Annotated in this window: 9 protein-coding genes; 2 read left to right on the top strand and 7 right to left on the bottom strand. The window is 35.6% G+C overall.

Features of this window, described 5'->3' with window-relative positions:
• A partial coding sequence (locus tag ACHABU_RS20495) for a Lin0512 family protein (RefSeq protein ID WP_435766808.1) occupies window positions 1–301 on the top strand: 301 nt, incomplete at its 5' end.
• Window positions 302–385: 84 nt separating this feature from the next.
• The gene (locus ACHABU_RS20490) at window positions 386–526 is read left to right on the top strand and encodes a hypothetical protein (RefSeq protein ID WP_435766807.1); all 141 of its coding nucleotides are present in this window, start codon (window positions 386–388) and stop codon (window positions 524–526) included.
• Window positions 527–945: 419 nt separating this feature from the next.
• On the opposite strand, the gene ACHABU_RS20485 is transcribed toward ACHABU_RS20490, so the two are convergent.
• From ACHABU_RS20485 to ACHABU_RS20455, 7 genes are all read right to left on the bottom strand, one after another.
• The gene (locus ACHABU_RS20485; protein ID WP_435766806.1) at window positions 946–1,797 is read right to left on the bottom strand and encodes a glycerophosphodiester phosphodiesterase; all 852 of its coding nucleotides are present in this window, start codon (window positions 1,795–1,797) and stop codon (window positions 946–948) included.
• Window positions 1,798–2,177: 380 nt separating this feature from the next.
• A complete protein-coding gene (locus ACHABU_RS20480; RefSeq protein WP_435766804.1) occupies window positions 2,178–2,963 on the bottom strand; it encodes an IclR family transcriptional regulator in 786 nt (261 codons plus the stop codon).
• A gap of 355 nt (window positions 2,964–3,318) precedes the next feature.
• Window positions 3,319–3,819 carry a flavin reductase family protein gene (locus ACHABU_RS20475; protein WP_435766803.1) on the bottom strand — a complete coding sequence of 167 codons (501 nt, stop codon included), beginning with the start codon at window positions 3,817–3,819 and terminating at the stop codon, window positions 3,319–3,321.
• Between the two features lie 50 nt (window positions 3,820–3,869).
• Entirely contained in the window at window positions 3,870–5,087 is a 1,218-nt protein-coding gene (locus ACHABU_RS20470; protein ID WP_435766802.1) for an MFS transporter, read from the bottom strand.
• A 73-nt stretch (window positions 5,088–5,160) separates the two neighbouring features.
• Window positions 5,161–5,721 carry an OsmC family protein gene (locus tag ACHABU_RS20465; RefSeq protein ID WP_435766800.1) on the bottom strand — a complete coding sequence of 187 codons (561 nt, stop codon included), beginning with the start codon at window positions 5,719–5,721 and terminating at the stop codon, window positions 5,161–5,163.
• Window positions 5,722–5,880: 159 nt separating this feature from the next.
• A complete protein-coding gene (locus ACHABU_RS20460) occupies window positions 5,881–7,257 on the bottom strand; it encodes an LLM class flavin-dependent oxidoreductase (RefSeq protein WP_435766799.1) in 1,377 nt (458 codons plus the stop codon).
• Window positions 7,258–7,423: 166 nt separating this feature from the next.
• A partial coding sequence (locus ACHABU_RS20455; protein ID WP_435766798.1) for an aldehyde dehydrogenase family protein occupies window positions 7,424–7,634 on the bottom strand: 211 nt, incomplete at its 5' end.

Raw genomic sequence — 7,634 nt, 5'->3', positions numbered from 1 at the left:
AAATATTGCGTCTGAACGAGCAGTGCTGAATGCGATCCATTCCAATTCCATGCCTGGTATGAAAAAAATTCTGCCGGATGGTGATTTAAATAACATGAAAGTTGATGTCAAACTAGGCTTGCCGCGGGATTTGGAAAAATTAGATCAGAAAAGAATAAAAAGGGTTATTCCCTATGGTACGGTAACCGTTGAAGTGATGAACGGTGGCATGGCAACGACAAGCGGAATTTCCCTTGAAGAACAGCAAGATAAAAACGATTTGATGTATATCGTTAACGCTGTAGTAGAAGTAGGCTATTAAAATTTATCGTATATTGGATATTAAAAAATAAATATCCATTTCCTAATTCACCAGTAAGAAACTATAATAGAGGAGGAATTTTTTATGCGTTTTTCAGAGTCGTTGAGAGAAGCAACAAAGCAAAGTTGGGAATTAAGCCTGAATCATCCGTTTGTACACGGGATTGTCAAGGGAGATTTACCGTTGGAAACATTCAAAAACTATATTATGCAGGACATCTATTAGAAACATTACGGCAAGGTGCATGCCTTCGCAGCTGCCCACGCAGATGACTTTCATGTTTCTGCAAGACTTGCTGAAAAGGCAAAAAAAGGGATAGGTGAATTAGATCAGCTTTTCTGAAAAAGTAGTAATCATAACAGGTTTATACTGTTAATAATTACTACTTACTATGCCGTATTTCCGTGATTTATATTCCATCACACTAAGCCATGAATGTTAAGTGGGGGGCACTAACCCTGAAATTATGAAAGGGACAAGGCAGCTTTAAACTGTACCCTTTGTCCCTTATTCCATCTCATTTCCATTTTCATGCCATTCTAAAATGACCAACAGCTTCATTTGTAACTTTTTTCTAAGTTCTTTTTGTTTACGCTACTCCTACTAATCAATCGTTTGCTAGATTACTAGTCTTAAGTCTATCCTCAGTTTTTCACCGGATGCTTATAAACATACTCAGGAAAGTCAGTAATTATACCATCAACACCAAGTTCGAATAAGTTATCTGCTTGCTCTTGTGCTCGTACCGTATATGGATAAATTTTCATCCCAGCAATATGAGCACGGTCAACAAGCTCATCTGTAACGATATTCATATTCGGATTGAAGTAATCAGCATATGCTGCAAATTGTGCCAACTGTTCATCTGTAACCTCTGCCCAAGTTAACCCAGCAAGGACTCCGTGAGGTATATTCGGCAAAAGTTCCTTTGATCGTTGTACAGATTCATGGTTGAACGACTGAATAATAATTTTATCGGTATTAGGTCTGTGCATATTACGCTGCATTAAGGCTTCAGCAACATTTTTTTCAATACCCGGATACAATTCAGGTGATTTTATTTCTATTAATATCCCTATCTTTCCTTGGTATCTATCGATTATTTCTTCAAAAGTAGGAATCTGTTCACCCGCAAATTCCTCTCCGAACCAGCTTCCAGCATCCAATTGCTGAATTTCATCAAGTGTGTAATCTCCAACCGATCCTGTCCCATTTGTTGTACGATCAACGGTTGTATCATGGATAGCTACCAATTTCCCATCTTGTGTCATTTGTACATCAATCTCAATATAATCAGCTTTCATTTCAACCGCTTTATCAAAGGCGGCTATTGTGTTTTCCGGAGCATGACCTGAAGCACCCCGATGTGCAACATTAACCATTTGCTGCTGTTGTTGAATTGTCGGCATATCACCATTGGATGCGAATACAGGGGCTGTAAACATGGACATGAAGATCATTGCTGTCAGTGAGAAGATAGTAACTTTGCGTATCATAATCTTAATCTCTCCCTTTACTAGTATTTGTCTTTAATTATAGAGGAAGTCTATTAAATGACTGTAAAGGGAATATAAAGAAATATAAGTAAAAACAAGAGATTAGTAGTGATTCAAAAAACCCCGTGCTTCCTAGGAGTGTCGTTTTTTTTTAGTTGTAGGAATGCTTCTACTAATTATTATGGCATTTATATTCAAGGAGGGAGGCGAGCAATTTATTGATTTTAAACGCTGAAAAGACCAGGGGGGGAATAGATCGGATAAATCGATTTGCTTAGATTGTTTCTCTAATTAACATTTAATTTACTGCAAATAGAAAAACCCTGTAGTATATTACAGGGATGGATGTACCAAATTCTTTCTAATTTAAATATAACTTTCTATTTATTAAGTAATGAAGGGAATAATCTTTTTTCCACGTATCCCATGTCTCTTGATAAAAGATATGCATTTTTTTTCAATTCCTTTGCTATAATCGAATCTTCTGAAACATCAAGTGATTCGGTAAAGCCAATCACACTAATACATGCATCAATTTCTCCATTTTTTCCAAATACAGGTGCACTGAGTGCTGAAATTGCTGGTATTAGGGTATCCTGTGTTGTTGCAAATTTCTTTTCTCTAATTATTTTTAACTCATTATAGAATGAGTCTATTGCAGTTTGATCTCCATTTAATTCCTCATTTATAAGCTTTTCTGTTTTTTCTCTGGGAGAAAATGCTGCAAATAGTTTTCCTGTTGCACTTTGTGTAACCTTAATTTGTGTACCTTGTTGAACACCTATATTAACATGGGAGTTACTTGGTTCCCATTTTAGAAAAAACGGTCCTTTCTCTCCCCAAAGTGCCATAGATACTGTTTCATTAATCTTATCCCTCAATTCACTAATATACGATGTAGACAGTTTATCAATATCTACATTACTATGAGCGCGTACTCCTATTAGTATTAATTCATTCCCTATAGAATATTTAAGGTTTTCATTTTTTTGTAAAAAACCAGTTTTCACAAAAGAAATAAGATATCGATAAGCTTTACTTTTTGAAATATCGCATAAATTAGATATCTCTGTAATAGTAAGAGGTCGGTCGTAGTCAGATATAATTTTCAGCATTTTTATTCCTAATTCAATTGATTGAATACCTTGTTTTGTTTCTTCTGTCATTTTTATCTTCCTCCGAATATAGATAACACCATCTTACCATAAATCAGAAATAAAATCGTTAGGATTTTGTTTATTTTTTTCTGCAACTATAAATACCTTTTCATCTTAATTACATTAGATGATTTTCGGTCTCATACCATAACCTTTTGGTTAATCGGGCAGTTTAAAAGAGTTTAGAAAAGCCCCCACAAATGTTGACAACAGCTTAATTACTATGAATGACGATTTTCAGTGCACTATAAAATATTACTTTCATATTACCTTTTTTTACGGTAAATAATTGCTCAAAATGGATTCTTTCCTTATAAAAAAGTATTATTTTTTTCTATGTTATTCCTGAATCTTATTTATCCCTCTACCTTGTATAAAACTCACTAGGTATATGACCAAATTGACGTCGATGATAGAGCATAGGATCTTTTTCATTAGATAAAAAAATGTCTTCCACTTCACCAATTAGAATGGTATGGTCACCAGCTTTTACCTGTTTAAAAGTCTTGCACTCTAATACAGCGAATGTATCAGATATAACAGGCAATTTATTTTGGGAAGTATTCCATTCACACATCCCAAAGCGATCTGCATCCTTACTTGCGAATGCTTTACAAATATCAGGTTGATCTCCCGCCAAAATATGGAGAGCAAATCCGTCAGCTTCTTTGAAGTCCTCAAGAGAAGAAACACTATGGTCGATGCACCATGAAACAAGCATAGGATTGAGTGAGACGGACGCAAATGAATTAACTGTCAATCCTACTGGTTTTCCGTCTTTGCCTGTTGTTGTTACAACCATTACTCCAGTAGGATAATTACCCATCACTTTTTTAAATGATGTTGACTTCTCTATCGTTTGCATATTATTCATCCCCTTATTATTATATTGATTTTCTAAACGTTCACTATTTCCTACATTGATTCGTCCAGATTCTGTATTTCTATTTTTTCATAGTTTTTAAGTTTTACCATCGCTATAATTCCTAGGATTGGGCCGATACCTAATATAGTGAATACCCATTGCCATCCTACCCATCCCTGAAAAAACGAAATAAAATTAATGGTAAGAATAGTAATTAAAAATCCAACACACATTTGAAATGTTAAAGCAGTTCCTACGTATTCAGAATGTGAAAACTCCGACACTACTACAGAAAATTGTGCGGAATCAGCAACAACAGACACACCCCATATAATTGATAAGATAGAAGTTAGCCAAATATTATTCCCAAAGGTTAACCCTATAACTAGTGCACAAACAGCACTAATTCCCATTGCAATTATTGTTAAATTTGAGCGACCAACTTTGTCTGCAACAAGACCTCCAACAATACACCCAATGCTACCTGCAACCCCTATCGCCACAAATGAAATCAGCAGACCTAGCCATAGGTTAGTTGATGGAGAATAGTTTACAAAACTAGCTGTTAAAAAAGCTGGGAGCCAAGTCCACATTGCATAAAGTTCCCACATGTGCCCGAAATAGCCATAGTTTGCCAACATGACTGGCTTATTTTTAATTATCTTTTTCATTAATCCAAATGAAAATGGGGTTTTATTCCTCGAATCAACAGGCGCATCACCCAAGATCCCATACATCAACCAAGCAGCAATAATAGCAAGCGTAGAAGTTATTAATAGGACCAACCTAATATCTAACGAAGCAACAAATAAAGAAATAAAATGCGGCAAGGAAGAGCCTAATGTTAATGCTGCTATTAAGATGCCTGTTGCTAAACCGCGTTGTTTAGGAAACCATTGAGCAATTAGTTTGACAGCCGGAGGGTAAACGCCTGCTAAACAAATTCCCGTTAAAACTCTTAGTGTTATACCGACACCTGCTATATTGGTAAAAATAAGCAAAATATTAAAAAAAGAACCTAATATAGCAGATATGGCAAATAGCTTTCTAATATTAAATCGATCTGCAAATCCATAAAAAGCACTAATAAAAGCACCTATTACAAATCCTGCTGGTACGGAAGCTGACAGCCAAGCTTCGGTCCACTTGGTTAAACCCCACATGGTTCTGAGGTCTAGTATGATTACAGAGGCGCTAAACCAAAGACTTAAAGTAAATAATACAGCCGTTGCAATTAGTGCAAGTGCTATCCAACGATTCCTTGTCATTTGCTCTCGGTTCTCCCTGTATCTAGTTTTATATGAAAGATAACTATAACTTAATAGCCCCGTATATTTTTGCCTATTTTTCAATGACCAGTTCAGGAATTACCTTGATAGCGTCTGTAATATTCGCTCTATTTGGTGAATGGTTGATAACCTTTTCATGTATTTGCTCAAACTGTTCTTTCGTACCGTCCCCTTTTACACGGATGGTATATTTCACATTTTTAAAGCCTATTGGAGCTTCTGGGTCTACTTCCAGGAAACCTCTTAAATTCAATCCAGCCTCAATATCAATCTCTAATTTTTCTAGTTCAATCCCCATTACAGAGGCACCAACGGAATATCCCACCATCATACAAGATCCCATTCCTCCCAATAAATACTCTTGCGGGGTTGGTTGAGAATCTTCTCCTAAAAGTTGTTCAGGTTCATCTACGATAAAGGAGAAGTTTCTTTCCAAACGTTCTTCTCCCATTTTTATACCCTTTGTTGTAACTTTTGATTTCGTCCCACCCATCCATTCAAGGTTTACTTTATAATCTATCATTGCGTTGTTTGGTGTTTTCGTAATGTCCTCGATATATCCTTGTAGGGCTGGTACATTTATTTCATTTAATTGTGAAGTTCTAATATTCATAATAATTCCTCCATGGTTTTGTTTTTTGAAATTGCTATTAGTGATTCTGTTTGAAAAGCATAGATATATAGAAATTTCCCTATTTTTTTAAATATTTTTCTTAATTTCAAGGCAACAAATTATAGAACCAATCCTCTTAATTACTCTTGCAATTATTATCTATTGGAGGGTTGGAACAGAAATATTGATTTTCTTTGCTGGGTGATTATCAGCTAATTGTATATTTCCCTTTCCAAACATATTTTCTCGTAAAGTAGTACCCTCATATTCTGTACGATATCTTCCTCTTTTCTGAAGTTCAGGAACGACATACTTCACAAAATCGCGGAAAGTTCCAGGCGTAGTTGCTTGGTTGATATTGAAACCGTTTATATCTCCTTCATCCATCCATAATTCCATTTCGTCAGCAATTTGCTCAGGTGTTCCCACAAATTTTACAGATTCATTTCCTAATCCACGATGCATAACAGCTTCTCTAATGGTCCATTTTTTCTTACCACCCACATACAAGTCAAAGACACCCCTAATAGCATCTGTCTCTATATTTTCAATGTATTGATCTGGATCATATACAGAGAAATCAACGCCAAGGTGTCCAGATAATATTGAAACTGCTCCATCGTAACTAAGAAGCGATTGAAGTTCCTTATATTTATTTTTTGCTTCTTCCTCAGTAGATCCTACTATTGGAAGCATAGCAGGGAATATCAGGATATCATCTTCATTCCGGTCAACTTGTTTCGCTCTACTGCGAACATCTTTTGAAAATGCCTTCATACCTTCAACATCATGTTGAACGCAGAAAATTGCTTCAGCATTTTTTGCTGCAAAATCTCGTCCTTTAGAAGATGCTCCAGCCTGAAATAATACTGGTGTCCGCTGAGGAGATGGATTACTAATATGAGGTCCAGGCACCTCAAAATATTTACCTTTATGATTAATGGCGTGAACCTTTTCAGGATCTGTATAAGTATCTGATTCTTTATCAGCTACTATGGCGCCATCTTCCCAGCTTTTTTCCCACAGCTTATATACAACTTCCATATACTCAGCTGCTCTAGCATAACGTTCTTCCCTATTAATTTTTCCTTTAAGGCCTAAGTTTAGAGCCTCAGATTCTAAATAAGATGTAACAATGTTCCATCCTATACGACCTTTTGTAAGATGATCTAAAGTTGTTAGCTGTCTTGCAAGATAATAAGGTTGAATATATGTTGTCGAAATTGTAGAAGCAAACCCTAAATTTTTTGTAGCAGAAGCCATCGCTGAAATTGTAAGCAATGGGTCATGTAACGGTGACTGAACAGCATGTTGAATACCAGGTTTATAACTATTTCGATATACATTATATACGCCATAAACATCTGCAAAGAAAATCCCATCAAATTTCCCCTCTTCTAATAATTGAGCAATTTCTATCCAATAGGATATTTCGCCATGTCTTTGTCCTTCATCTTTAGGATGCCTCCATAGACCTGGTGAATGAGGAGCAACTGAATTTTGTGCAAAACCTAGCAAATGTATTTGTTTTTTCATTTTATTACTCTCCTTTTAAAATAATAGTAAACTTATTTCTTAAAAAGCATCAAGTATATTAGATTTATCTGTTGAGGATTGAAGAAAACTTCTATATACCTTTATTCATATGAAGTTTTCTCCTAGTTTTTTATTTACCTGTTTAATAAAGCACAAAATTTTATGTTTATTTCACATACCGGATAGAATGAACTTCCATATAAGAACTCATTGTTTCCTCAACGCCCAATTCTCTGCCAATCCCACTTTGTTTAAACCCTCCAAATGGCATTCCTAATGAAAGCGATTCGAAACTATGTGTATTAATAAACGTGCTGCCAGCCTCTATCTTTTTTGCAGCCTCATACGCACGGTCGATATCGCTTGACCAAATGGAA

The sequence above is a fragment of the Oceanobacillus sp. CF4.6 genome (genome assembly GCF_051262635.1).
In the GTDB taxonomy this organism is placed as follows: Bacteria; Bacillota; Bacilli; order Bacillales; family Amphibacillaceae; genus Oceanobacillus.
Note: the sequence above shows the minus strand (reverse complement) of the source record. Positions and strands in the feature narration are given on the sequence as shown.

Coding starts and splice junctions, on each gene's coding strand:
- ACHABU_RS20490 (WP_435766807.1), top strand. CDS start 386: ATGCGTTTTTCAGAGTCGTTGAGAGAAGCAACAAAGCAAAGTTGGGAA.
- ACHABU_RS20485 (WP_435766806.1), bottom strand. CDS start 1,797: ATGATACGCAAAGTTACTATCTTCTCACTGACAGCAATGATCTTCATG.
- ACHABU_RS20480 (WP_435766804.1), bottom strand. CDS start 2,963: ATGACAGAAGAAACAAAACAAGGTATTCAATCAATTGAATTAGGAATA.
- ACHABU_RS20475 (WP_435766803.1), bottom strand. CDS start 3,819: ATGCAAACGATAGAGAAGTCAACATCATTTAAAAAAGTGATGGGTAAT.
- ACHABU_RS20470 (WP_435766802.1), bottom strand. CDS start 5,087: ATGACAAGGAATCGTTGGATAGCACTTGCACTAATTGCAACGGCTGTA.
- ACHABU_RS20465 (WP_435766800.1), bottom strand. CDS start 5,721: ATGAATATTAGAACTTCACAATTAAATGAAATAAATGTACCAGCCCTA.
- ACHABU_RS20460 (WP_435766799.1), bottom strand. CDS start 7,257: ATGAAAAAACAAATACATTTGCTAGGTTTTGCACAAAATTCAGTTGCT.